The 24,631-nt window shown below is 66.8% G+C and carries 18 protein-coding genes; 6 read left to right on the top strand and 12 right to left on the bottom strand.

The features are described from left to right. Positions 1-6 precede the first annotated feature (6 nt). Both hemW and lepA read right to left on the bottom strand, forming a co-directional pair. Complete coding sequence (hemW, locus tag ABIB49_RS02675) at positions 7-1,245, bottom strand: radical SAM family heme chaperone HemW (protein WP_226775160.1); 1,239 nt, start codon at positions 1,243-1,245, stop codon at positions 7-9. A gap of 42 nt (positions 1,246-1,287) precedes the next feature. Beyond that, on the bottom strand, positions 1,288-3,141 hold the full coding sequence (gene lepA / locus ABIB49_RS02680) for a translation elongation factor 4 (protein ID WP_226775159.1): 1,854 nt from the start codon (positions 3,139-3,141) through the stop codon (positions 1,288-1,290). A gap of 219 nt (positions 3,142-3,360) precedes the next feature. On the opposite strand from lepA, the gene ABIB49_RS02685 reads away from it, so the two are divergent. Both ABIB49_RS02685 and rpsT read left to right on the top strand, forming a co-directional pair. Next, complete coding sequence (locus ABIB49_RS02685) at positions 3,361-3,900, top strand: type II toxin-antitoxin system PemK/MazF family toxin (RefSeq protein WP_226775158.1); 540 nt, start codon at positions 3,361-3,363, stop codon at positions 3,898-3,900. Positions 3,901-4,074: 174 nt separating this feature from the next. Continuing rightward, on the top strand, positions 4,075-4,335 hold the full coding sequence (gene rpsT / locus ABIB49_RS02690; protein WP_226775157.1) for a 30S ribosomal protein S20: 261 nt from the start codon (positions 4,075-4,077) through the stop codon (positions 4,333-4,335). 122 nt (positions 4,336-4,457) lie between these two features. On the opposite strand, the gene holA is transcribed toward rpsT, so the two are convergent. The 8 genes from holA to ABIB49_RS02735 all read right to left on the bottom strand — a co-directional run bounded on the left by holA (position 4,458) and on the right by ABIB49_RS02735 (position 16,696). Next, positions 4,458-5,471 (bottom strand): DNA polymerase III subunit delta, encoded by a 1,014-nt coding sequence (gene holA / locus ABIB49_RS02695; RefSeq protein ID WP_226775156.1) that lies wholly within the window; start codon positions 5,469-5,471, stop codon positions 4,458-4,460. Then, positions 5,405-7,348: a ComEC/Rec2 family competence protein gene (locus tag ABIB49_RS19275; protein ID WP_256446874.1), complete on the bottom strand. Its 1,944-nt coding sequence runs from the start codon at positions 7,346-7,348 to the stop codon at positions 5,405-5,407. Before ABIB49_RS19275 ends, holA begins: the two co-directional genes overlap by 67 nt. Positions 7,349-7,357: 9 nt before the next feature. Further along, positions 7,358-8,272: a ComEA family DNA-binding protein gene (locus ABIB49_RS02710; RefSeq protein WP_226775155.1), complete on the bottom strand. Its 915-nt coding sequence runs from the start codon at positions 8,270-8,272 to the stop codon at positions 7,358-7,360. A gap of 134 nt (positions 8,273-8,406) precedes the next feature. Then, positions 8,407-9,414 carry a DegV family protein gene (locus ABIB49_RS02715; protein ID WP_226775154.1) on the bottom strand — a complete coding sequence of 336 codons (1,008 nt, stop codon included), beginning with the start codon at positions 9,412-9,414 and terminating at the stop codon, positions 8,407-8,409. A gap of 96 nt (positions 9,415-9,510) precedes the next feature. After that, a complete protein-coding gene (leuS, locus tag ABIB49_RS02720) occupies positions 9,511-12,036 on the bottom strand; it encodes a leucine--tRNA ligase (protein WP_226775153.1) in 2,526 nt (841 codons plus the stop codon). Between the two features lie 397 nt (positions 12,037-12,433). After that, complete coding sequence (gene glpK, locus ABIB49_RS02725) at positions 12,434-13,948, bottom strand: glycerol kinase GlpK (RefSeq protein ID WP_226775152.1); 1,515 nt, start codon at positions 13,946-13,948, stop codon at positions 12,434-12,436. Between the two features lie 50 nt (positions 13,949-13,998). Beyond that, entirely contained in the window at positions 13,999-14,748 is a 750-nt protein-coding gene (locus ABIB49_RS02730) for an MIP/aquaporin family protein (RefSeq protein WP_226775151.1), read from the bottom strand. A 154-nt stretch (positions 14,749-14,902) separates the two neighbouring features. Further along, positions 14,903-16,696: a glycerol-3-phosphate dehydrogenase/oxidase gene (locus tag ABIB49_RS02735; protein ID WP_226775150.1), complete on the bottom strand. Its 1,794-nt coding sequence runs from the start codon at positions 16,694-16,696 to the stop codon at positions 14,903-14,905. Positions 16,697-16,821: 125 nt separating this feature from the next. Here ABIB49_RS02735 and ABIB49_RS02740 point away from each other — a divergent pair, with 125 nt between their 5' ends. From ABIB49_RS02740 to ABIB49_RS02755, 4 genes are all read left to right on the top strand, one after another. Further along, positions 16,822-17,784, top strand: coding sequence for a sugar-binding transcriptional regulator (locus tag ABIB49_RS02740; protein WP_226775149.1), 963 nt, complete (start codon positions 16,822-16,824; stop codon positions 17,782-17,784). Positions 17,785-17,868: 84 nt separating this feature from the next. Beyond that, positions 17,869-18,747, top strand: a complete 879-nt coding sequence (locus ABIB49_RS02745; protein WP_226775148.1) for an aldo/keto reductase — start codon at positions 17,869-17,871, stop codon at positions 18,745-18,747. 19 nt (positions 18,748-18,766) lie between these two features. Beyond that, positions 18,767-19,687: an alpha/beta fold hydrolase gene (locus ABIB49_RS02750; protein ID WP_226775147.1), complete on the top strand. Its 921-nt coding sequence runs from the start codon at positions 18,767-18,769 to the stop codon at positions 19,685-19,687. Next, on the top strand, positions 19,684-20,769 hold the full coding sequence (locus tag ABIB49_RS02755; protein ID WP_226775146.1) for a glycosyltransferase family 4 protein: 1,086 nt from the start codon (positions 19,684-19,686) through the stop codon (positions 20,767-20,769). The genes ABIB49_RS02750 and ABIB49_RS02755 overlap by 4 nt, the downstream gene beginning before the upstream one ends. A gap of 282 nt (positions 20,770-21,051) precedes the next feature. Here ABIB49_RS02755 and ABIB49_RS02760 read toward each other — a convergent pair whose 3' ends face one another. Both ABIB49_RS02760 and metK read right to left on the bottom strand, forming a co-directional pair. Next, a complete protein-coding gene (locus tag ABIB49_RS02760; protein ID WP_283479596.1) occupies positions 21,052-23,208 on the bottom strand; it encodes a primosomal protein N' in 2,157 nt (718 codons plus the stop codon). 171 nt (positions 23,209-23,379) lie between these two features. Beyond that, on the bottom strand, positions 23,380-24,615 hold the full coding sequence (gene metK / locus ABIB49_RS02765; RefSeq protein ID WP_226775144.1) for a methionine adenosyltransferase: 1,236 nt from the start codon (positions 24,613-24,615) through the stop codon (positions 23,380-23,382). Positions 24,616-24,631: the final 16 nt, after the last annotated feature.

Consider the following 24,631-nt stretch of genomic DNA (forward strand, 5'->3'; position numbering starts at 1 on the left):
GCAGGGTTAGTCCGGCAGGATCCTGCGGACCACTGCGTCCGCCAGCAGGCGGCCTTTGAGCGTGAGGATGAGGCTGCCGTGGAAGGCCGCGACGGGCTCCACCAGGCCATCGGCGATGAGTCCCGCGACAGCATGCCGCCCGGTATCCCCCAGTCCGCCCAGACTGGCAATGTCCAGCCCTGAGTTCAGCCGCGCTTCGAGCATCACGCGCTCGACGTTGCGGGTCGCAGAATCAAGGGTCTCCCGGCCGGCTGCCGGGGAAAGCCCGGAACCCATCCGATTGGCGTAGGCAGTGGGGTGCTTCACGTTCCACCAGCGCACACCGCCCACGTGCGAGTGAGCGCCCGGGCCGACTCCCCACCAGTCATCGCCCCGCCAATAGGCGAGATTATGCCGGCAGGCCTGTTCCGGGCTGCGGGACCAGTTGCTGACCTCGTACCAGGACAGTCCAGCGGCGGAGATGAGTTCGTCGGCCAGTTCGTACTTTGCCGCATGGTCGTCGTCGTCAATTCCCGCTACCTCGCCACGGCGGATTTGCGCGGCAAGCTTCGTGCCATCCTCGATGATCAGTGCGTAGGCGCTGATGTGGTCAGGCTGATAGGACAACGCGGTCTCCAGCGAGAAGCGCCAGTCGGCCAGCGACTCCCCCGGCGTTCCGTAGATCAGGTCCAGGCTGACGGCGAGCCCGGCCTCCCGCGCCCATTGAACGGCCCGGGGAACCCGGCTGGGAGTGTGGGTGCGGTCCAGTACCTTAAGGACATGCGGCACCGCAGACTGCATGCCGAACGACACCCGGGTGAATCCGGCGTTGGCCAGCAGCTGAAGGGATTCGGGGGTGACCGAGTCCGGGTTCGCCTCAGTGGTGACCTCGGCCCCGGGCGCCAGGCCCCACGCCCCGATGGCGGCGGCAAGGATTCGGGCCAGGTCCCCGGCGGGGAGCAGTGTCGGCGTTCCGCCGCCGAAGAAGACAGTGCTCAGCGGGCGGGGCGGCAGGCCGCTGGCCGCCAGGACCGCCGCCGCAAAGGAAACTTCTGCCACCGCCGTGCCGGCGTAGGCGTCCTGCGAGGCGCCGCCACCGAGCTCCGTGGCGGTATAGGTGTTGAAGTCGCAGTAACCGCAGCGCACGGCGCAGAACGGGATATGCACGTACAGCCCAAAATCCCGGGAAGCGGCACCCTCCAGTGCCTGGCCGGGCAGCAGCCCGTCCGGTGGCGCCGGATCGCCCAGCGGAAGGACGCTAGGCACGGGCCGGGCCCGTCTGCCGTGGAACAGTCGTTGCTGGCACCGTTACTTCTTGGCCTTATCCTTGGACTCATCCGTGGTGAGGGCGGCGATAAAGGCTTCCTGCGGGACCTCCACACGGCCCACCATCTTCATGCGTTTTTTGCCTTCCTTCTGCTTTTCCAGCAGTTTGCGCTTTCGGGTGATGTCACCGCCGTAGCACTTGGCGAGCACGTCCTTGCGGATCGCGCGGATGCTTTCCCGGGCAATGATGCGGGAGCCAATGGCGGCCTGGATGGGAACCTCGAACTGCTGGCGCGGAATGAGTTCGCGCAGCTTGCCGGTCATCATCACGCCGTAGGCGTAGGCCTTGTCCCGGTGGGTGATGGCGCTGAAAGCATCCACCTGTTCGCCCTGGAGCATAATGTCGACCTTGACCAGGTCAGCGACCTGGTCCCCGTCCGCTTTCCAGTCCAGCGACCCGTAGCCGCGGGTCTTGGACTTGAGGATGTCAAAGAAATCAAAGACGATCTCGGCCAACGGCAGACGGTACCGGATTTCCACCCGGTCCTCGGAGAGGTAGTCCATGCCGCCCATCACGCCGCGCCGGCTCTGGCACAGCTCCATGATGGCCCCGACAAACTCGTTCGGCGCCAGGATGGTGGCGGCGACCATAGGCTCACGGACCTCGGCGATCTTGCCGCTGGGGTATTCACTGGGGTTGGTGACGTGGACGACCTTCTTGTCCTCCAGGGTTACCTCGTACTCCACGTTCGGAGCGGTGGAGATCAGGTCGAGGTTGTATTCGCGTTCCAAACGCTCCCTGGTGATTTCCAGGTGCAGCAGCCCCAGGAAGCCGACTCGGAACCCGAATCCCAGCGCCGCGGACGTCTCCGGCTCGTAGACCAGGGCGGCATCGTTGAGCATCAGCTTCTCCAACGCATCGCGGAGCACCGGGTAGTCCGTGCCGTCCAGGGGATACAGGCCGGAGAAGACCATCGGCTTGGCATCGGCATAGCCGGGAAGTGATTCGCTGGCCGGCTTGGCCAGGTTGGTGACGGTGTCGCCGACCTTGGACAGGCGGACGTCCTTGACACCGGTGATGAGGTAGCCCACCTCGCCGACACCGAGGCCCTTGGAGGGGGTTGGCTCCGGGGAGCTGACACCAATCTCGAGGAGTTCATGGGTGGCACGGGTGGACATCATCTGGATGCGTTCGCGGGGGTGCAGCATGCCGTCAACCACGCGGACGTAGGTAACTACGCCGCGGTAGGTGTCGTAGACGGAGTCGAAGATCATGGCGCGCGCGGGAGCGTTGGGATCGCCCACCGGAGCCGGCAGGTCTCGGACGATCTTATCCAGCAGAACCTCCACGCCCATACCCGTCTTGCCGGACACCCGGAGCACATCGTCGGGCTCGCCGCCGATCAGGTTGGCGAGTTCCGCCGCGTACTTCTCGGGCTGGGCTGCGGGAAGGTCGATCTTGTTCAGGACCGGAATGATCGTAAGGTTGTTCTCCATCGCCAGGTAAAGATTGGCCAGGGTCTGGGCCTCGATGCCCTGCGCAGCGTCGACCAGAAGGATCGCGCCTTCACACGCCGCGAGCGAGCGGGAGACCTCGTAGGTGAAGTCGACGTGTCCCGGGGTGTCGATCATGTTCAGCGCGTAGCTGACGCCGTCGAGCTCCCAAGGCATGCGGACGGCCTGGGATTTGATGGTGATGCCGCGTTCGCGCTCAATGTCCATGCGGTCCAGGTACTGGGCCTTCATGTCACGGGACTGGACGACGCCGGTGTACTGGAGCATCCGGTCGGCCAGTGTGGACTTGCCGTGGTCAATGTGCGCAATGATGCAGAAGTTCCGGAGGATGGCCGGATCTGTTGCGGCGGGCACCGGGGCGGTGCGGGCCATGGGAGACACGCAGGGTCCTTACTGTTGGCATTACGGGTGGCTTTTCCACGGATCGGCGCTGGCTCTGGTTTCCCGTCCTGCGACGTGCCGCGTAGCTGAACCTATAGTCTCCCACGTCCGGGCCCGTGGGAGTGCATCCCTGCTCCGTACAGCGGCGCCGATGTTCCGCCTGGATTCTTCGCCGCAGTTGTGCCCGGCGCCGGTACTGGGTGCCGGTAGGGTTTCCCCATGGCTTGGAACTTACGCTCGATCGGCAACGCTGTCCGCAGGACCTTGAGATTCCTGGAGGGCCAGCCCCGCTCCGCGCCGGGCAGCTCCCCGCCGGGAAGAACACCCGCCAGCCAGCCAGCCCCGGGCTCACTGACCGGTACCTACCCCGGAGATTTCCGCGGCACGGCCAAGGTGAGCTACGCCCCGTCTGCCAACGGACGCCCGGAGCCGGGCGAAGTTGTCTGGACCTGGGTGCCGTACGAGGAAGACTATTCGCAGGGCAAGGACCGGCCGGTGCTGCTGGTGGGCAGCAACGGCTCCTACCTGCTGGGGCTTATGCTGACCAGCAAGGACCACGACGGGGACCCTCGCCGGGCCGATGACTACGCCGACATCGGCACCGGCCCCTGGGACCGGCAGCGCCGTCCGAGTGAAGCGAAACTGGACCGTGTCCTGCAGATCAATCCCCGGGATGTCCGGCGCGAGGGCGCGATCCTCGACCGCAAGAGCTTCAACGTCATCGCCGCCGCCCTGAGGACCCGCCAGGGGTGGCGCTGACCGGGCACTCAATCGCCAGCAGACCGGTCTCTCTGCTATTATTGACAGCTGTGTGTCCGTGCAGGTCGACGGCCACAGATGGTTGGTCGCCATAGGTATCCCCACGCCGCTCAGTCAATGGCCAATCTGAAAGCCCTCTAGACCATTTTCCGCATTGAAAAAGAGAGTTCACACGTGGCTAATATTAAGTCCCAGAAGAAGCGCATCCTCACCAACGAGAAGGCCCGCCTGCGCAACAACGCAGTCAAGTCAGAGCTGAAGACGGCCATCCGCGCCGTCAACACCGCCGTTGAGTCAACCGACAAGGATGCGGCCGCTACCGCACTGCTTTCCGCCAGCCGCAAGCTGGACAAGGCTGTCAGCAAGGGCGTTCTCCACAAGAACAACGCCGCAAACCGCAAGTCGGCCATCTCCAAGAAGGTCAACGCGCTCTAAGGTTTCCAGTTCTTTCGAACTGACGATTGTGGCCGGCACCCCAGGGTGCCGGCCACTTCCAGTTAAGCGCTAGAGCGACCGTGCGCAGCACCTGCTGCGTGGGCACCGGTCCCGGTCCTGGCTCAGCGGCGGACGGAGGTAGCGATCACGGTTACGGCGTGTTCGACGGCGTAGACCGGGTCCCGGGACAGGCCCTTCACCTGGGCGTCGGCCTCGGCGGTGACCTGGATGGACCGGACAAGCCCTTCGGGGGTCCAGCGCCGGACCTCCCGCTGTGCCTGCTCGACCAGCCAGGGTTGCATGCCCAGTTGCTTGGCAATCTGCGACGAGGACCCCTGGGCGCCGGCCACCTTGGCGAGGCTCCGGAGCTTCGAGGCCAGCGCGGCCACCAAGGGAACCGGGTCCGCCCCGGTATCGAGGGCGTGGCGCAGGGTGGAGAGGGCCAGCGGCGCATTCCCTGCCATCGCTGCGTCGGCTACCTTGAACGCGGTGGCTTCCACCCGGCCCCCGTAGTACCGGTCCACCATGGCAGAATCCACGCTGGTGGACGCATCGGCGATCAATTGGCTGCAGGCGGCGGCCAGTTCGGCGAGCTGGGCGCCGACGGCGTTGACGAGGGCATGCACGGCATCGGGATCAATGCGGCGGGAAGCTGCCCGAAACTCGGCTGCCACAAACGCGACCTTGTCCGCGTCCTTTTTCAGCGGCTGGCAGTCCACCACCGGCCATCCGCCGGATTTGATGGCGTCCAGGAGCTTCTTCCCGCGCACGCCGCCACTATGGCGCAGGACGAGGACAGCGTCGGGCTCGGGCCGGGCGAGGTATCTGAGACCGTCAGCGAGGAACGCGTCGTTCATGCCCTCCAGTCCTTCCACCTCGATCAGCTTCTGTTCGCCGAAAAGTGACGGACTGACATTCATGGCGAGGGAACCGGGCTCGTAGTTGCCGGCAGTGAGCCGGGTGACTTCGACATCAGGGGCGGCGGCGCGGACCTGCGCCCGGATCCGGTCCATGGCGCGGGAGCCCAGGTAGTCTTCCGGGCCGCCCACCAGCACAACGGCTGCCGGGCTCACATCGCGCCAGGTGGCCGTGTTCGAAGCCGCGGGCCGGGTGCGTGGGGTCTGGGCAGCAGCCACTGAGGTTTCCTCCCGGAAGATTGTGTGCAGACTCTAAGCCTGCCACGGCCGGGGCGGTGCACCAAGCCGGGCCAGCTCCCTTCCCGGGCCGAGTGCCGGCCATCGCCGCGCATCGGTATCCGGTTCAGCAACGCCACCGTTCGCTGATGTGCCGTCAGGGCCAACCCGGCCGTCCGGAAGGGGTGGAAGGCCAGCCACCAGGCGGCGAAGGCCGCGGCCGAGAAGAGCGCCATGGTCGCGGCGCCGTAGGCCCCGTCCGGCCACGGCAGCACCGCGCCGGGCAGGCCCGCGAAGAACCGGGCAATTCCTCCTACCCCGGCGGCGAAGGCGGCGGCGACGCCCAACGGGACAGCGGCGAAGCCCGGAGCCAGCGGAACCAGCGGCACGGCCGCGGTCCCCAGCAGCGTGACCGGGGCAACCAGGGCAGCGGCGGCCATGTTGGCGGGCAGGGCGTAGGAAGTGAACTGGGGCTGGAGCAGAACGATGACCGGCCCGCAGAATGCCTGTGCGGAAAGCGGCACGGCCACTGCAGCGGCGGCCCAACGCGGTACGGCTGCCGGAAACCACTTCATGACCGGTCTGCCTGTGGTCACAATACCCAGGGTCGCCAGCACGGAGAGCAGGAATCCGAAGCTGGCGGCCAGCACCGGTTGGAGCAGGACAAGGCCGGTGACGGCCACGCACAGGAGGCTTAGCCCGCGTCCTGGCCGGCCGCCGGCAAGGGCCGCAAGACCGATGGCGCCCATCACCGCGGCCCGCAGGACACTCGCATCCGGGCCCACCACCAGGACGAACAGGCCCAAGCCAACCAGGCAGAGGACCGAAGCGAGTACCCGGCTCAATCGCAGGCTGCGCGCGGCCAGCAGGAGGGCGCCTAGGATGACGCTGCAGTTGGCGCCGCTCACTGCCGTCAGATGGGTCATGCCGACAGACCTCATCGCCACGTCCAGCTCCTCGTCCAGGAGGGTCGTGTCGCCGGTGACCATTCCCGGCAGGAGTCCCCGGGCGTCGCCGCCGAACTGCCCGGTGGCCGCAGTGAAACGGCTGCGCAGCTCCCCCGGGGCGAGCTGCCAGGTGCCGGGCTCCCCGACCGTCGTGGGGACGGAACTTGCCAGGAGGACTGCCGCTTCGGTCAGGCCCGGTGTGGGCGGAGCAAGTTTACCGGTCGTTCGGATCCGCCGGCCGGGGACGGCGTACTCCCAGCCGGCGCCGCCCAGGACCAGGAGCCTGGCCGGTACGCGTACCCGCTGCGCGTCGAAGGTCATGTCGATCAGCGTGACCGGTACGGCCCATCGGTCCGCCGCCCCGGTATGCCCGGGCGACTTGAGCCGGCGCGGCGTCCCCGTTACCTCCACTTCCGCGGCAACGGCTGTTACCTCGGCTGCGGCGGCAGACACGGCACCCTCGTGCCTGAGGGAAGAATCTGCGGCGGCGTGCCCGCCGGCGGCAGCCGCGAGCAGCAGTGCCACGGCCATCGTCGCGCGGAAGCTTCGCCGGGCCGGCGGGCCCGGCTGCCCACTGCCTGAACCGGCTGCCGCCACGGCCAGGAGCAGCCCGGACCCCGTCACGAAGCTCATGCAGAGCGCCGCCAGGACCGCCGGGGGCAGCTGCTGCGCCGCGGCCGCCGTCGCCCAGACCATTGCCGCCATCGGAACCAGGCGCACATCGGTCCTGCGCCATAAGTCCTCCCGCGCCGGCGCGGGCCCGCCCGGGGCTTCCCATGACGCACACCAGGTGCGGAGCCTCGGGCCAAGCATCCGGAGCCGGCCGGACCACTCCGGTGGCGGCGGCCCCTTCGCCTCCCGCGGCTGCTGGTTTGCGGCGGGCCGGCGGGCCGCGGCGTCCACGTACCGCTGCCAGCGGCTGCCGTGGTCCATGTCCGCCCCTCAGACCCTCACCAGAGGCAGCAAGGCTGCGAGCATCTTGGCCCCTACGCCATCCACGGCATCCAGCTCCTCGACCCGTTCAAAGCGGCCGTGCTGGGACCGCCACTCGACAATCCGCCGGGCCAGCACCGGGCCGACGCGCGGCAGGGTCTCCAGTTCGTCGACGCCGGCAGTGTTCAGGTTGATCTTTCCGCCCGGAGGAGGGGGCCCGCCGGCCGAGTCCGGCCCGTCCGCGGCGCCGGCCGCCCCAGCGGCAGCAGCTCCGGCCGGCCCGGTACTTTCACCCTGCCGCGGCACAACGACCTTTTGTCCGTCTTCCAACACGGCCGCGAGATTAAGCTGGCCGGGGTCCGCATCGGGCGCTCCGCCTCCCGCCGCCGAAATCGCCTCGTGCAGGCGGCTCCCCGATGCCAACTCCACGATTCCGGCATGGACCACCGCGCCCGCCACGTGCACGGTGATCCGGTCGGCTGCGACGGCTCCCGTCCCAGGTCCCGTCGCAGGTGCCGTCCCAAGTTCCGGAGCGGGTTCCGCGCCGGGTTCCGCGCCGGGTTCCGCGGTGCTGACGGCGCCGAGCGGGCTGACCTGGGTTGCGGTGTTCGATGCCTGCCACCAGAAGCAGCCAAGGAGCGCCATCGCCACCAGGCACAGCAAGGTAGCTGCGCGGTGTCCGGTCCGCCATCGGAGCCGGGGTCCGCGGCTGGCCGGCGCATCCGCCTGGCCCGGAACGCGCTGTTCCGCGGCGCGCCCGGTCCCGGGTGGCCCGCTGAGCAGGCCGGAGACGGGGCTGTCACCGGCGGAGGCAGGCCTAAAGTCCTCGGCACCCCGGAAGGCAGGAGTCACGGCGGCCGACAACCTGCGGCCGGAAGGGACGGCCTCGGGGCTGGGCGGGCTTTCCGGATCGTGACGCGGCATGCGCCCATCCTACGAACCGCAGCGTACGAGGCACCGGGCCGAGTGTGCCATGTGGAAAACCCCTGTGGAATAGCCGGTCCCCGGGCGTGGCGGCGGACGGCGTGCCGGTCAGGAAGTGCCGGAAGCCGTCCCGGTCAGGAGGCGGCAGACGGCACCCGTGCTGCCGGCGTGCCGCTCTCCCCCACAATAACCGCCAGCACTCCGAGCCCGGCGTGGGCAGCGAGCACGGCGGGGAGTGCGCTGATCTGGACGGGCAGACATCCCGGGACGGCTGCGGCCAGCTCCGCGGCGAGCTGTTTAGCCTCCGCCGGGTTACCAAAGTGGTGGACAGCGAGGAGCGCCCGCCCCGGGGGCCGGCTAATGGCGTCGGCCACTGCGATCTCCCGGAGCCGTGCGATGGCTTTCGCTGCGGACCTGACCTTCTCCAGCGGAACGACCCTGCCGTCCTCGACCGCAAGGATTGGCTTGATCGCGAACATGGTCCCCCAGAGAGAAGCCGCGGCTCCGATCCGTCCGCCGCGCCGGAGCTGCTCGAGGCTGGGTACGTAGAAGTAGACCTTGGAGCGGGCCAGCCCGTATTCAGCGCACTCACGCACGGCGGCGGCTGCCTTGCCTTGCGCGGCAGCGCTGACTGCGCATTGGACCGCCATTCCCTGAGCCATACCGACGGTGCGCGAGTCCAGGACGTCCACCGGGATGCTCACCTTGGCGGCAGCCAGCCGGGCGGAGTCCACCGTGCCGGAGAGTTCCCCGGAAATGTGGAGCGACACAACGGACTCGAAGCCATTGCGCTGGGCGGCCACATAAGCCTGTTCAAACTGGCCGGGTGAAGGTCGGGAGGTCTTGACGGGTTTGCCGCTCGCCAGGGCCACGGCGATGGTATCCGCGATGTCGTCCTCGCCCTCGCCGTAGATTTCAGTGCCGACCATCACAGGCATCGGGACGACCGTCAGCTCCCCGCCGGCGGATACCGCGCGTACCCAGTCGGCCGGAAGTGCTGCGGCAGAGTCCGTGACCACGGCCGTCCGGACTCCATCCGGGGCAGCCCCGGACCCGGGGTCCATTGCGGGGACCCTGGCCTGGCGCAACCCGTTGAGGCGCTCCTTCAGCCACGGCCACCCCGCTGGGTCGCGGTGGGGCACCAGGCACCTCCTGCCGTCTGCACTTGCTGTCGGGTCCCGCTGTGATGGCCGGCCGCCGTTTCCCGCGGCGGCCGGCCTGTTCACTGACCTGCCCGGTTAGGCCGGGACGATGTTGACCAGTTTAGGCGCCCGCACGATTACCGTGCGGATATCGCGGCCGTCGAGGGCCCGCTGGACGTTTTCCGAGGCCAGCGCCAATTCGCGCAGTTCGTCCTCGCCGATCGCCGGTGAGACGTCCAGCCGGTCGCGAACCTTGCCCTGGACCTGGACGACGGCGGTGACCGTGTCCTGCACCAGGAGGGACTCGTCGTGTGCCGGCCAGCCTGCGTTGGCCACCGAGGCGGGGTGTCCCAGCACGTTCCAGAGATCCTCGGCCGTGTACGGCGCGAAGAGGCTCAGAATGACAGCGACGGTCTCAACGGCTTCGCGGACCGCCGGGTCGGAGCCGCCCGCCCCGGCGTCAATCGTCTTTCGGGTCGCGTTGACCAGTTCCATCAGCTTGGCGACCACCACATTGAACTTGTTGTGGTCAAGCAGGGCTTCGGCGTCGGCGATTGTGCGGTGCGTAACGGTACGCAGGGCCCGGTCCCCGGCGGCAAAGTTGACGCCGGGTGCGCTGGTGACATCCTGTCCCAGCCGCCAGGCGCGGGCGAGGAACTTGGCGGAGCCCGACGGCGACACGTCTGCCCAGTCGACGTCGTCCTCCGGCGGCGAGGCGAAGATCATGGTGAGCCGGACGGCGTCGACGCCGAATTTGTCCAGCTGCTCGCCCAGGTCAACGCCGTTGCCCAGGGACTTGCTCATGGCCTTACCGCCGTTGAGTACCTGGCCTTGGTTCAACAGGGCGCTGAACGGCTCGTCGGTGTCGATCATGCCAAGGTCATGGATGACCTTGGTGAAAAAACGGGCATAGAGCAAGTGCAAAATGGCATGCTCCACGCCGCCGACGTACTGGCCCACCGGCATCCAGTCATTGATCTTGGCGGGGTCGAACGGCCCCCCGGTGTAGTCCGGGGAGACGAAGCGCAGGAAGTACCAGGACGAGTCCACAAAGGTGTCCATGGTGTCAGTGTCCCGCCTGGCCGGCCCGTGGCAAACGGGGCAGTCGACATTGACCCAGCTTTCGACGGCGGCCAGCGGGGAGGTGCCCTTGGGGGAGAGGTCCTCGCCCCGCAGGTCTGCCGGCAGGGTAACCGGGAGCTGTTCGTCCGGGACCGGGACTTCCCCGCAGGAGGGACAGTGGATGATCGGGATCGGGGTGCCCCAGAACCGCTGCCGGCTGAGCAACCAGTCGCGCAGGCGGAAGTTCACGAATTTTTCGCCCGTGCCCTGCTGCTGCAGGATCTCGATGGCGGCCGGAATGGCTTCTGCCTTGGGCAGTCCATCCAGGGCACCGGAGTTGATCAGGGTTCCCTCACCCGTGGTGGCAGTACCGCTGGATGCGGGATCTTCTTCCCCCGTATCCAGCACTGCCCGGACCGGCAGGTCGAAGGTGCGGGCAAAGTCGAGGTCGCGCTGGTCGTGGGCAGGGACGGCCATAATGGCTCCGGTGCCGTAGTCGGCCAGCACATAGTCGGCCGCCCAGACGGGCAGTTTCTCGCCGTTCAGCGGGTTGGTGGCATAACGGCCGGTGAAAACTCCGGTTTTTTCCCGCTCAGTGGACTGTCGCTCGATTTCGGAAAGCGCCTTGACCTGTTCCCGGTACGCGTCCAGGGCCGCGGCGTGTTCCCCGGTGACCAGCTCGACGGCGATCGGCGCGTCGGCGGCGACGACGAAGAACGTCGCGCCGTAGAGGGTGTCCGGGCGGGTCGTGAAGACCGTAACGTCCTGGGCGGCCTTGCCGCCCTCGGCCTCGATCACGAAGGTGACGTGGGCACCCTCGGATCGGCCGATCCAGTTCTTCTGCATGGCCAGGACACGCTCGGGCCAGTGGCCGCGCAGTTCATCCATGTCATCAAGGAGCCGGTCTGCGTAGTCGGTGATTTTGAAGTACCACTGGTTCAGCGACTTCTTTGTGACCGGAGTGCCGCACCGTTCACAGGCGCCGTTGACGACCTGTTCGTTGGCCAGCACGGTCTGGTCCTTGGGGCACCAGTTGACCGGGGAGTTCTTGCGGTAGGCCAGGCCGCGTTCATAGAAGCGCTTAAAGAGCCACTGGGTCCAGCGGTAATACTCCGGGTCGGAGGTGTGGATCCGACGGGACCAGTCCGCAGAGATGGCGTAGCGCTTGAACGAGGCAGCCTGGGTGTCGATGTTGGCATAGGTCCACTCGCTGGGGTGCGCGTTGCGCTTAATCGCCGCGTTCTCGGCGGGCAGTCCGAAGGAATCCCAGCCAATCGGGTGCAGCACATCGAAGCCCTGCTGTCGGAGGTAACGCGCGACGACGTCGCCCATGGCGAAGGCCTCTGCGTGGCCCATGTGCAGATCCCCGGACGGGTACGGGAACATGTCCAGGACATACCGCCGTTCCTTGGACCCGTCATCGACGGGTGTGAAGACCTTGAGGTCCTCCCAGACCTGCGGCCATTTGGCCTCCATGGCGGCAAAGCTGTAGGCACCCTCGTCAGGCGTCTCCGCTGCGACTGCTGGTGTTCCGGTCTCTGTCTCCGGCTGAACGCTCACTGCTGGCCTCTTCTGTTCTTTCGATCTTGTCAGATCAGGACTGTCCCGCCTGATCCCCTGCTGCGGGCCGGCAAACATCCCGGACACACAAAAGCCCCTCGACACGGAGGGGCGGCCGCGCGGCAATCCGGGTTTTCGACGGAATGCCGGGCGGCTAGCTAAGCAGGAGGATCGCGCGCACAGGACTACTTTAGCGCACCCACAAACCACCCACAGGTAAGTCGCCACGAGCGGCTGAAGTGTGGACGCACTCGAGAGGGAGGCCGCACCCCGCCAGGGTGTGGTGGGCACCGCGATGGGCCCCCTGCTGCGAGGGTCCCGACACGAGCTTGCGAGTGTCAGGGAGCAGCAGGGGACGGGCAGGGCGGGTGCGGCCTCCCTCAACAGAGGCTGGGACTTACTTCACGTCGGCGTCGACCCAGTCCATGGACTTGGTGACGGCCTTCTTCCAGAGGCGCATCTGGCGGTCCCGCTCGGCGTCATCCATCTGCGGCTCCCAGCGCTTGTCCTCGGCCCAGTTGGCCGAGCATTCGCCCAGATCCTTCCAGAACCCCACGGCAAGGCCGGCGGCGTAAGCCGCCCCCAGGGCAGTGGTCTCGACGACTTTGGGCCGGATCACCGGCACCCCCAGGATGTCGGCCTGAAACTGCATCAGGGCGTCGTTGGCCACCATGCCGCCGTCGACCTTCAGCTCCGTCAGCGGCACGCCCGAATCGGCGTTGACCGCATCGAGGACCTCCCGGGTCTGGAACGCCGTGGCCTCCAGCGCAGCTCGGGCGATGTGGTTCTTGTTCACAAAGCGGGTCAGGCCGACGATCGCGCCCCGGGCGTCGGAGCGCCAATACGGAGCAAACAGTCCGGAGAATGCCGGCACAATGTACACCCCGCCGTTGTCCTTGACCGCGGCGGCAAGGGTTTCCACTTCCGGGGCGCTGCTGATCATGCCAAGGTTGTCACGCAGCCACTGGATCAGGGAACCGGTCACGGCGATCGAGCCCTCCAGCGCGTAGTGCGGCGCCGCGTCGCCGAGCTTGTACCCGACAGTTGTCAGCAGCCCGTTCTTGGAGTGGACGATCTCCTCACCGGTGTTGAAGATCAAGAAGCAGCCGGTGCCATAGGTGTTCTTGGCTTCGCCGGCTTCAAACGCCGCCTGCCCGAACGTTGCGGCCTGCTGGTCGCCCAGGATCCCTGCGACCGGAACTTCACGCAGCAGCTGGGACGTGTGCACCGTCCCGTACACCTCGGAGGAAGACTTGATCTCCGGCATCATCGAGGCCGGGACACCGAAGGCGTCCAGAATGTCCTGGTCCCAGGACAAGGTCTCGAGATCCATAAACAGGGTCCGGGACGCGTTGGTCACATCGGTGACATGGACGCCCCCGTCGACGCCGCCGGTCAGGTTCCACAGCACCCAGCAGTCAGTGTTGCCGAACACGAGGTCGCCTGCTTCGGCCTTCTCGCGGGCGCCCTCAACATTGTCCAGGATCCATTTGATTTTGGTGCCGGAGAAGTACGTGGCCAGCGGGAGCCCCACCTTTTCCTTGAAGCGATCCACACCGCCGTCCTTTGCCAGCTCGTCCACGATGGGCTGGGTGCGGGTGTCCTGCCAGACGATGGCGTTGTAAACGGCTTTGCCGGTCGTTTTGTCCCAGACGACGGCGGTCTCACGCTGGTTGGTGATGCCTACGGCAGCGATGTCGTGCCGGGTGAGGTTTGCCTTGGACAGCGCGGTGCCGATGACCTCGCGGGTGTTGTTCCAGATCTCCGCGGGATCGTGTTCCACCCAGCCGGCCTGCGGGAAGATCTGTTCATGTTCGAGCTGGCCGGACGAGACGATGCTGCCGCTGTGGTCGAAGATGATGGCTCGGCTGCTGGTGGTGCCCTGGTCGATTGCGATTACATACTGGTTCATGGTGACGTCCTTGTCTTGGGGTTGGCTGTTGGAGGTGTGCAGCGCGACGGTTAAGCCGCCGCGGTGGCAATGATCGGCACCACTGCGGCCACAATGCCGGCGAGGCCGCCGCCGACGAGCGGTCCGACGACGGGGATCCAGGAATAGCTCCAATCCGAGGATCCCTTGCCCTTGATCGGCAGCAGGGCGTGGGCGATGCGCGGGCCCAGGTCACGGGCGGGGTTGATGGCGTAGCCGGTGGGGCCGCCGAGGGAGACGCCGATGCCGACGACCAGCAGGGCAACGGCCAGCGGGCCAAGCCCGGACGGTGTCCCGCCGAAGGTGAGGATGACGAAGACCAGGACAAAGGTGCCGATGATTTCGGTGACCAGGTTCCAGGTGGTGGAGCGGATGGCGGGGCCGGTGGAGAATACGCCAAGTTTGTTGGCGGGCTCGGGCTCGACATCGAAGTGCTGCTTGTGGGCCAGCCACATCACCACAGCACCCAGGAAGGCTCCCAGGAGTTCACCGCCGAAGTAGGTAAACGTCGAGGCAAAGTCGACCGGAACGCCGGGGGCGTAAGTGCCTTTGCCATTGATCAGCAGGCCGAATGTCACGGCGGGGTTCAGGTGCGCACCTGATTTCACGGCGACGAATACACCGGCGAAGACAGCGATGCCCCATCCCCAGGTGACCATCAGGAATCCGCCGTTATTTCCTTTTGTACCCTTCAGTGCAACGTTTGCCACAACGCCACAGCCCAGCAGGGTCAGCATTGCGGTACCGAAGACTTCGGACAGGAAAACTATTCCAAGAGACATCTTTGACTCCTCTATTTTCTGTTGTCAGCCCCTCGCGGGTTTGAAGGGCTGGTGTGCCGGCGGGGCCGTGGCTCCGCCGGCCGGCCGCTGCGCGGGTCTTCCATTGAACCCCGCAGCCGGTGCGCCCGGACGTCATCCGCCCGGGCGCCGATCTCTATCCGGCGACCACGCTGTGGACGTGGACCCCGTGGAATCGCTTGAGCACCTCCTGAGCGTGGCTGATCTCGGCGGCTTGGGTGGCCGCGTCCCAGCCGAGCGGGCCTGCAAGGATGCCGGCAACCTCGTGCAGAAGTTCGCCGGTCACCAGGCCGCGGAAGGCGAGGGACGTGCGACGGATCAAGACGTCGATCAGGTGCCCGATCTGCTCGTTCCGGGCCATAAACTCCAGTTCACGGACGGAGAGCTCGCGGGTGGAGTGCAGGAGCGGGTCCGGGCCGGCGTCGAGGAAGCTGATGATCTCCCCGGCGCGGGTGCCGTAGCGGGTGAGCAGCCCTGCGGTGCGGTCGGCATCACGGTTGTCCGTCATGTGTGCCTTGATCCAGCGCTGCACGCCATCCTCGCTCTCGGGGAAACCGGCACCGCCGCCGATGGCCAGTTTCGCCGTCGAGATTTTACGGTGCATTCCGAGTTCAGCGAGGACCTTGTCGCTCAGGTGTTCGGCGAGGGCGCGGAAGGTGGTCCATTTTCCGCCCACAAGGCTAAGCACGACTGCGCCGGCACTCCCCGTCCCGGCGGCGCCCCCGGCGCGGCGTTCGATCCGGTAGTCGCGGCTGACGAAGCCCGGCTGGGTGGCGTCGTGCCGGGGCAGCGGACGGACTCCGGAAAACGTGTAGACGATCTGATCCCGGCCCACGGTGATGTCCGGGAAGACATGGCCGATCAGGTCGAAGAAGTAGTCGATCTCTTCCTCGGTGCATACAGCGTCTTCCGCCATGTCCGCGTCGATGTCCGTGGTCCCGACCAGGACGCGGTCCCCCATCGGGTAGATCAATACGATCCGGCCGTCGGTGTGTTCGAAGAAGATCTCGCGTCCGCTGCAGGCGGCGAGCAGTTCCGGGTGGTCCAGCACAATGTGCGAGCCCTTGGTGCCGCCCATAAAGGCAGACGCCTCGCCCATCGCCTGGTTTGTCTGGTCGACCCAGGCGCCGGTGGTGTTGACGATGACGTCGGCGGAGAACTCAAACCGTTCACCGGTGAGTTCGTCTCGAAGTTCCGCGATGCTTCCGGTGCGCCCGGTCCCTGCTGCGTCGCGGACCGCCACCAGCGAGAGGTAGTTGCTGGCGCGGGCATCGCTGGCCCCCGCGGCGCCGGCCTTCTCGCCGTCCTGCAGCACATCCAGCGTGAGTCGCTCCGGGTTGTGCACGGAGGCGTCGAAATACGTCGCCGCATATTTGATTCCCGGGTGCAGGCGGGGCAGCTCGGCAAGAGCCCGCCGGCGGCCGCGGAACTGGTGTCGGGGGACGGTGCCGCCGTCCCGGGAGAAGAAGTCGTACATGCTCAGGCCAAGCTTGATCAGGAAGGCCCCGCGTTCCGTGGGAGCCCCGTGCTGCTTGTGGGTCAGGAACCGCAGCGGCGCGGCGAGGATGCCGGAAAACGTGCTGAAGATGGGGATGGTCGTCTGGAGCGGCTTTACGTAGTGCGGGGCGATGCGCAGCAGCCGGTTGCGTTCCACAACCGATTCCTGGACGAGGCGGAACTCGCCGTTCTCAAGGTAACGGATACCACCGTGGATCATGTGCGATGAGGCACCGCTGGCCCCCTGGCAGTAGTCACCGCGCTCCACAAGTGCCACGTCAACACCCTGCAGGGCGAGGTCCCGGAACGTGCCCACTCCATTTATGCCACCGCCGATGATAAGCACCTGCGCGTGCGGCCGCCTCTGCAGCTTCTGCACCGATGCGCGCTCGCCGGCCGACGCCTGGTTGCGGGCTGAATCCTTCTGTCCCAAGAACTACTCCTTTGGGTTTGGTCCTGTGCGGCGCGCCGTGCGGCGCGGCGCCGTTCATCACTATTCTTTGGAGTAATGGAAAATGGAGTCAAGCACTATGCACAAACGTGCAGAACGGAAGTGGGATGACACCCTCACGAAGCTCCGACGCCCTCCGCGCCGCCCAGTTGTATTACCTTCAGGACCTGACCATGGACGCGATTGCACGCGAGCTGCGCACGTCCCGGTCCACCGTGTCGCGGCTGCTTTCCTCAGCCCGGGAATCGGGGCTGGTGCAAATCCAGATCCGCAGCCCCCTCGACACCGGGCCCGAACTCGAAAGCATGATCCGCGCCGAATACAAGGTGGACGTGCACGTCGTTCCGGTAGTGGACACGCTCAATGAGGCGGAAACGCTGGACCGCGTGGCCATGCAGGCCGCCCGCACGATCGGGCCGCTGGTGGATTCCAACGCCATTATCGGCGTCGCGTGGGGCTCGACCTTGAGCGCTGTGAGCCGGCACTTGACCCGGAAGATCACCCACGACTGCGTGATCGTCCAGCTCAACGGGGCGGGCAACATGCAAACCACTGGTATCACCTATGCCTCCGACATCATGCGCCGCTTTGGCAGCGCCTACGGAGCGCGGGTGGAGCAGTTCCCGGTACCGGCGTTCTTCGACCACGCCGCGACCAAAACGGCCATGTGGAATGAACGAAGCGTGCAACGGATCCTCGAACTTCAGTCCCGCATGAGCATTGCCATTTTCGGCGTGGGCTCTGTCGACGCCGACTATCCCAGCCACGTGTACGCCGGCGGCTACCTCGACGAAGAAGACCTGAACGTCCTGGCCACCTCAGACGTTGTGGGCGATGTTGCCACGGTGTTCTTCCGCGCAGACGGCTCCTCGGACGGGATCATGCTCAACGAGCGTTCCACCGGTCCGGACCTCGCACAGTTGCGCCAGGTCCGCCGGCGGATCTGCGTGGTCTCGGGGGCTTCCAAGATCAACGGCCTGCGCGGCGCCCTTGCCGCCGGCCTGGCGACAGACCTGATTCTGGACGAGGCCAGCGCCCGGCACCTGGTCAGATTCGACGGTTTGGTCTGATCCTGCCGCTTCCCGGGCCGCCCGGACTCCCGTGTCCGGCCCGTCGTGGGCGGTGCAGGCGGCGGAGTCGGTAAAGTCGATGGTATGAAACCCTCACCCCGGCTCAGCCTCAACAACGGTGTACTGATCGACCAGGTGGGTTTTGGACTCTATAAGGTGCCCCCGGAGGACGCCCCCGGACTCGTGACGATGGCGCTCGAAGCCGGCTACCGGCACTTCGATACGGCCGCCATGTACGGCAACGAGACCGGCGTTGGCCGGGGCGTTGGCGCCTTGTCCGGTTTTGTTAGCGGCGATGACGCCCGCGGCGGTTCCGGCGAAGCCTCCCCTTCCTTGTCCCGCGAGGACCTGTTTATCACCACCAAGGTCTGGAACGACGACCACGGCTACGACGCGACGCTGCGTGCCTTCGACACGTCGATGGCCAACCTCGGGCTGGAATACGTTGACCTGTACTTGATCCACTGGCCGTGCGCGGAACGGGGGCTGTATCCGGAGACCTACCGCGCCCTGGAGACGCTGTACCGGGAAGGCCGGGCCCGGGCCATCGGGGTCTCGAACTTTCAGCCGGCCCACCTGGACCGCCTCCTGCAGACGGCGGAAGTCGTCCCGGCCGTCAACCAGGTTGAACTGCACCCCTGGCTCCAGCAGGAGGAACTGCGCAGCCTGCACCGCGAGCTTGGAATCACCACCGAAGCGTGGAGCCCGCTGGGCCGCGGCCAGGTCCTGCAGGATGCGGCTGTCCTTCATCTTGCGGCCCTCCACGGCAGGACCCCGGCGCAGATCATCCTCCGCTGGCATGTCCAGCTTGGCAATATCGCCATCCCGAAGGCGAGCTCGTACGCCCGGATCAGGGAAAACCTCAATGTCTTTGGCTTCAGCCTGGACGACGCCGCCATGGACACCCTTGCCGGACTGGAACGCGGCTTCCGGACCGGCTCGCACCCGGACTCCGTCAATTAGGACTCATCGAATGGTAGACATGGCCACCGAGCCTTCCCCCGGCACTCCCCTGCTCAGCGCCGGGCTTGCGGCGCGCACCCATCCCGCCGAAGTGGTAGTGAACGGCACCAAAGTCGCGTATTGGAGCTACGAGCCGGTAACGGTGACCCCGCAGACCCGCACCATCCTGGTGGTCCATGGCTTTCGCGGCGACCACCATGGACTCCTTAGGGTTGCCGACCAGCTCCCCGAGATGCGGCTTATTATGCCGGACCTCCCCGGATTCGGCAGCTCCGCCGCGTTCACCGATGCCAGGCACAGCGTGGAACGTTACTGCCGCTTCGTCGCCGATTTTATCGCGGCCCTGGCTCTGGGACCGGACACCGTCCTGCTGGGACATTCCTTTGGCTCCATCATCGCGAGCCATTACGTGGCCAGCCACCCCGGCACCGTGGCGGAGCTGATCCTGATCAACCCGATCGCCGCCCCGGCCCTTGAGGGGCCCAAGGCCCTGCTGACCAAACTCGCCGTCCTCTACTACGAAACCGCTGCGCGCCTGCCGCGCCGGCTGGGACAGGGCCTGCTGCGCAGCCAGCTGATTGTCCGGGTCATGAGCGAGACGATGGCGAAAACGCGCGAGAAACATCTCCGACGTTTTGTCCACGCCCAGCACAGCGCCTATTTCTCCGCATTCGCGGACCGTGAGAGCCTGCTGGAAGCTTTTAAGGCATCGGTTGGCAGCAATGTCGCCGAAGTGGCCGCCAGCCTGACGCTTCCCGTGCTGCTGATCGCCGGTGAAAAAGACGAAATTGCGGCGCTACCGGACCAGCACACCTTGCTGGCACGGCTGCCGGACGGCCGCCTGGACGTGATCGCCGGCGTCGGGCACCTGATCCACTACGAAACCCCGGAACCCGCCGCGGCATTCATCCGACGCTTCCTGAAGGACCATTCCGCGTGAAAATCATTATTGATGCCCGGTTCACCCGGCTGGACCACCACGACGGAATCAGCCGTTACGGCGCCAGCCTGATCGCCGCAACGGCAAAAATCGCCGAGGTCTCCATGCTCATCAGCGACGTTCGCCAGCTGGCCCTGCTCCCGGACGTGCCCTATTCCCTGATCAACAGCCCGCTCTCCCCCGCCGAGTTGTTCGTCGCCCGAAAGGTGAACGCACTCGACGCCGACGTGGTGGTGTGCCCGATGCAAACGATGGGCAGCTGGGGCCGGAAGTACCCGCTGGTGCTGACCCTGCACGACCTGATCTACTACGAACACCCCGCTCCCCCGGGCTTCCTGCCCGCACCCGTCCGGGTCCTCTGGCGCCTCTACCACAAGGCCTTTTGGCCGCAGCGCTTCCTGCTTAATCGTGCCGACGTTGTTGCCACCATCAGCGCCACGACGGCGGCACTGATCTCCAAGTACCAGCTGACCCGGCGTCCGGTCCGGATCGTGGGCAACGCCCCGCAGCACGGCCACGCGCCGCGGGATCCAGGGTCAGGGGCAGACAAGACGATCCTGTACATGGGCTCCTTTATGCCTTACAAAAACGTGGAGACCATGATCAGGGGCATGGCGGAGTTGCCGGATATAAGCTTGCACCTGCTCAGCCGAATCACCCCGGAACGCCGGGCGGAACTCGAGGCCCTGGCGCCCGCCGGCACGAGCATCACCTTCCACAACGGCGTGACCGACGCCGAGTATGAGGCCATGCTGGGACGCACTACGGCTTTGATCAGCCTCTCCAAAGCGGAGGGTTACGGGCTGCCCCTGGTGGAAGCGATGTCCCACGGCACACCGGTGATCGCCAGCGACATCCCGATCTTCCGCGAGGTCGGTGGTGACGCTGTCAGCTACGTCCACCCGGATTCACCGCAGGAATTTGCTGCCGCGGTGCGGCAACTGGAGGATGCGGAGCTGTGGAAGGCTCGTTCGCTCCGCTCGGTCGAGCGCGCCGCGGACTTCAGCTGGGACGAATCGGCGCGCCGACTCCTGGACGCGGCCGCGGAGGCCAAGGAGTTGCACGAACGGCCCAGGCCCTAGGACTTCAGCCGCCGGGTCGGTAAGGTCCCGGCATACACGGTGCTGCGGTCACTGCCCGCATCGGGCGCCAAAACGTGAGTGGACGTCCGCTGATTGAGGGATGAAACCAGAGTGATCCCAGCTCGCCAGCAAAGCCATCGGAGTAGATCTGCACTCCTTGTAATCCCGGGAACACGTCGATGCCGGCAGCGGCAGAAGTCACGTCCTGGAGGCTGGCCGCGGTGTCATTTCCGCAAGTCCGCTGTACAAGCGCCGAGGCGGCCGGCACCTCTTGGTCCTTCCCTAGAGCACGTCCACGCCGTCCAGCCGCAGCTGCACCGGGTCGTCCGTGCGTTTGGCGGCCGCGGCGGCCTTAACCGCCCGCAACGCCATGGTGACGTGGGCCGCCTGGCCGTAGGGGATGAACATCAGGGTCCGGACATCATCCCCCGCCGCGCCCCGAACGCTGCCGTGGGCGGGTGCGCCGGTGATCACAAGCGGCGCGGGGCCCGCTGTCCGAAGGGTAATCCCCTGCGCGGCCAGCTGTTGCTCGACGGCCTGGCTGAAGTGCCCGACGGCGGTCCGGCCGCCCGTCAGCGACGCGACCCGAACAGCAGGGGGCAGCTGCAGTTCCTGGCGCAGGGAAAGCTCACGCTCGGCGTAGCCGGCCGGGTCCCAGCGCAGCAGCGCGCCCACACCGGCGGCGTCGTCAGCGGTGATCACCACGAGCCCGCCCTCCCCGGCGGGGCGGACCAGCGCCGCAGCGTTGAACCAGCGCCTGACGGCGTCTTCCCCGGCCCGCAGGTTTTCTCGCCGCAGCAGTGAATCGCCGTCCAGCAGAAGTGCCGCCGCATAGCCTCCGGGCGCGACGGGTTCGGCGCCGACCGTGGCGACTACCAGCGCCTTGGAATCAGGAACGGTTGCCAGCACCCGGTCCCCGGATGAGGTGACCACCGGCTTCCCGGGGAAGGCCCGGCCCAGTTCCTCAGCCGTCCGCAGGGCCCCCGTGGCGCCGCGCCTCAGCCGTGTACCATTGCACGTGCCGCAGCGCCAGTCAGGCGCCGGCGTTGAACACCAGCGGCATTGCGGCACCGCGGAGCTCCCGCTGGCCCCGGCGATGGCCAGCGGCCCGCTGCAGGACGTACAGCGCGCCGGCTCCCGGCAGTTTTCACAGGCCAGCGACGGGGCGTAACCGGCCCTCGCGACCTGGACCAGGACCGGGCCGCGTTCGAGTCCGTCCTTGGCAGCACGCCAGGCCGCGCCGGGCAGCCGTGCGATCCGGGCCAGCGGATCGTGTTCAAGTTCGTAGCTGTCGGCCGTGTTCAGCACACGCGGGACGCTCCGGCGGACAACGGAGCGTCCGGCCTCCACCGACCGGGCCCATCCTGCCTCGACGAGTCGCTGCGTTTCGGTACTCCGGGTATGCGCTGCGAGCAGGCACGCCGCGCCCTCCTGCTCGGCGCGCAGCAGCAGGACTTCGCGGGTATGGGCGTAGGGTGAGCGCTGCTCGATGTGCAGGTCGTCACCGTCGTCCCAGCAGACAACGAGACCCAGGTTGTGCACCGGGGCGTAGGCGGCGGACCTGGTGCCGACAGCAACCCCGGCGGCGCCGCTGAGGATCCGCAGGAAGCTGCGGTAGCGGGGCGTCTGGCCATCGTCCGCCGTGAGCCGGGCGACGTCCCCGGCCGGCAGCAGCTGCAGGAGCGCCGTTTCCGCCCGGTCCAGGTCACGGTAGTCGGGCACCACAACGATGGCCCCGCGGCCGGAGAGGCGGACGGCTGCAACTGCTTCGGCGATCAGCCGGGGCCAGCCGCCGGCACCGTAGCCCTGCAGTGCGCTGAGCACCGCCCGCGGCGACTCGCCTGCGTTCAGGTGCTGCAGGAAGGCCGGTCCGTTGCGGTACCCGGACCAGCGTGAACCTTCCAGACCGCCGGGAAGTGCCGCGCCCGTTCCGCGCCCGGAGGCCTCGTCGGCGAAGACTGAGGGGTCCAGGACCCCCTCGGCGGCGAGCTCCTTCTCCAGTTTCGCCATCCGCGGCGGAACCGCCACGCGGAGTACGTCGCTGACATTGCCGGCGTAGCGGGCCGCAACACGTCCCGCGAGTTCTGCGACGGCGGCCGTTAGCACCGGCACCGGCGAGAGCACTTTGTACAGCGGAACGAGGGGGTGGCCGGCGTCGGATTCGGCTGCCCGGTCCATCAGGTAACCGGCGAGCTCCTGACCGTTGAACTTAACTTTCACCCGGACGCCAGGTTGCGCCGCGGCGTCCAGGGCGGCGGGCACGCTGTAGTCGAAGGGCCGGTCAAGGTGCGGGAGGGAAGATTCAAGCCGCACCCGCGCCACCGGAAGCCGGGCGGCAAGTTCCGGACCCGGGGACGCCGCTGCCACGGTGGGAAAGCCCTGCAGCAATGAGAGTTGATGGGGTTCATCCGGGGTGGCGTGTTGAATCGGGCCGTTCATCCGTCTCCTCCCTTCAGCAGCGGTTAAGCGCCGGCCCAGCCAGCACTGCATGAAACAAAACAGCCAGGCCGCCGGATTCGGCGGCCTGGCTACAGCTCATCATGGGGCAGCGACATTAAATCACCGTAAACGATCAGCCATTGCGGTGACCAGGCTGCACAACCGGGCGTCTTACGCGTTGAAGAACGCCTTCAGCGCGTCTACCCGGTCCAGCCGCTCCCACGTGAAGTCGGGATCCTCCCGGCCAAAGTGGCCGTGGGCGGCGGTCTTGGCGTAGATCGGCCGCTTAAGGTCGAGGGCGTCGATGATGGCACGGGGGCGCAGGTCAAAGATTTCCGCGATCGCGGCACTGATCCTGGCCGGATCGACGGTCTCGGTGCCGAAGGTTTCGACATAGGTCCCTACCGGGCGGGCCTGCCCGATCGCGTAGGCGATCTGGATTTCGGCGCGCTTGGCAAGTCCGGCAGCCACCACGTTCTTGGCGACCCAGCGCATGGCGTACGCAGCTGAGCGGTCTACCTTGGACGGGTCCTTGCCGGAGAAGGCGCCGCCGCCGTGGCGTGCCATGCCGCCGTAGGTGTCAACGATGATCTTTCGTCCGGTGAGTCCGGCGTCGCCGACCGGCCCGCCAATAACGAAGGCACCGGCCGGGTTCAGGATGTTCCTGGCCCGGGAGATGTCCAGGTTGGACAGTGCCATGACCGGGTCAACGACGTGTGCCGCGAGATCGGCGCGGAGCTGGTCGAGGCTGGTGCCTTCAGCGTGCTGGCTGGAGATAACCACGGTCTCTACCGATACCGGCCGGTCACCGTCGTAGCCAACTGTGACCTGGGTCTTGCCGTCCGGTCGCAGATAGCCGAGCTCGCCGCTCTTGCGGACCTCGGTCAGCTTTTCGGAGAGCCGGTGCGCGAGCCAGATCGGGACCGGCATGTAGGAGGGGGTCTCGTCGCTGGCGTAGCCGAACATCAGGCCTTGGTCTCCCGCGCCCTGGAGGTCGTAGTCGTCCTCCTGGCGTCCTTCGCGCGATTCGAGCGAGTTGAAAACGCCACCGGCGATGTCATTGGACTGCTGCCCGATCGAGACGGACACACCGCAGCGGGCACCGTCGAAACCGTTGGCCGAGGAGTCGTAGCCGATGCCCAGGATGGTTTCCCGCACGATCTGCGGGATTTCGACATAAGCGTCGGTGGTAACCTCGCCGGCGACGTGGACCAGCCCGGTAGTGGCAAGTGTCTCCACGGCAACCCGGGACTCGGGGTCCTTGGACAACAAGGCGTCGAGGATCGCATCGCTGATCTGGTCGCAGATCTTGTCGGGGTGCCCTTCGGTCACCGACTCGGAGGTGAAGAGCCGAAGTGATGCGGGCGTGGGCCCGTGGAAATCAGGGATGTGCAGCGGTAAAGTCACTCAACTACCTTACTGG

The sequence above is a fragment of the Arthrobacter sp. UYCu512 genome, assembly GCF_040547075.1.
GTDB lineage: Bacteria > Actinomycetota > Actinomycetes > Actinomycetales > Micrococcaceae > Arthrobacter.

Excerpts from the sequence above, each read along its gene's own strand:
- ABIB49_RS02685 (WP_226775158.1), top strand. The coding sequence starts at position 3,361 with ATGGCTTGGAACTTACGCTCGATCGGCAACGCTGTCCGCAGGACCTTG.
- ABIB49_RS19275 (WP_256446874.1), bottom strand. The coding sequence starts at position 7,348 with ATGGACCACGGCAGCCGCTGGCAGCGGTACGTGGACGCCGCGGCCCGC.
- ABIB49_RS02710 (WP_226775155.1), bottom strand. The coding sequence starts at position 8,272 with ATGCCGCGTCACGATCCGGAAAGCCCGCCCAGCCCCGAGGCCGTCCCT.
- ABIB49_RS02730 (WP_226775151.1), bottom strand. The coding sequence starts at position 14,748 with ATGTCTCTTGGAATAGTTTTCCTGTCCGAAGTCTTCGGTACCGCAATG.
- glpK (WP_226775152.1), bottom strand. The coding sequence starts at position 13,948 with ATGAACCAGTATGTAATCGCAATCGACCAGGGCACCACCAGCAGCCGA.
- ABIB49_RS02750 (WP_226775147.1), top strand. The coding sequence starts at position 18,767 with ATGGCCACCGAGCCTTCCCCCGGCACTCCCCTGCTCAGCGCCGGGCTT.
- ABIB49_RS02740 (WP_226775149.1), top strand. The coding sequence starts at position 16,822 with ATGACACCCTCACGAAGCTCCGACGCCCTCCGCGCCGCCCAGTTGTAT.
- ABIB49_RS02760 (WP_283479596.1), bottom strand. The coding sequence starts at position 23,208 with ATGAACGGCCCGATTCAACACGCCACCCCGGATGAACCCCATCAACTC.
- ABIB49_RS02745 (WP_226775148.1), top strand. The coding sequence starts at position 17,869 with ATGAAACCCTCACCCCGGCTCAGCCTCAACAACGGTGTACTGATCGAC.